This window comes from Pseudomonas sp. B707, from assembly GCF_022496685.1.
In the GTDB taxonomy this organism is placed as follows: Bacteria; Pseudomonadota; Gammaproteobacteria; order Pseudomonadales; family Pseudomonadaceae; genus Aquipseudomonas; species Aquipseudomonas paraglycinae.
Map to the genome: position 1 here is coordinate 1 of NZ_WTVE01000003.1, position 637 is coordinate 637.

Below are 637 nucleotides of genomic sequence, written 5' to 3' on the forward strand. Positions count from 1 at the left end.
GCCACCAATTCGGTTGCCGAGGGCGGTTCGATCACTTACACCGCCACACTGACCAACGCTGCGAGCACTCCGGTGACCGTGACCTTGAGCAACGGCGCCGTAATCACCATCGAAGCTGGCAAAACCACCGGCACCGTGACCGTCGACGCACCGAAAGACGACGTCTACAAAGACGCCGGCAAAGTCGAAGCGACCATTTCGACCGCCACCGGTGGCAACTTCGAGAACCTGGTGCCAAGCACCGTTCCGGCCGTGACCCAGGTCACCGATACCATCGACACCACCACGGTGAAACTCACCGCGACCACGTCGGCGGCTGAAGGCGGCACCGTCACCTACACCGCTACCGTTGGCGCGCCGGTGACTGGCTCGCCAGTGACCGTGAACCTGTCGAATGGCCAGAGCATCACCATCGAAGTGGGTAAAACCACCGGCACCGTGACGACCACGGCACCTAACGATGCGCTCAACGGCCACGCGCCGCTGACCAACGCGATCACCAACGTGACGGGCGGCAACTACGAAAATCTGGTGGCCGACAAAACGCCGGTCAGCACTACCGTGACCGACACCGTCGACACCACCAACCTGTCGCTCAGCGCGACCGGCACCGTGGCCGAAGGTGGTTCGATCACCT

The 637-nt window shown here is 62.8% G+C and carries 1 protein-coding gene; it reads left to right on the forward strand.

Annotation, left to right across the window (positions count from 1 at the left end; all coding sequences use genetic code 11):
- Positions 1-637: immunoglobulin-like domain-containing protein (locus GQX66_RS00015; protein ID WP_240864829.1), on the forward strand; the 637-nt coding region annotated here is incomplete at both ends.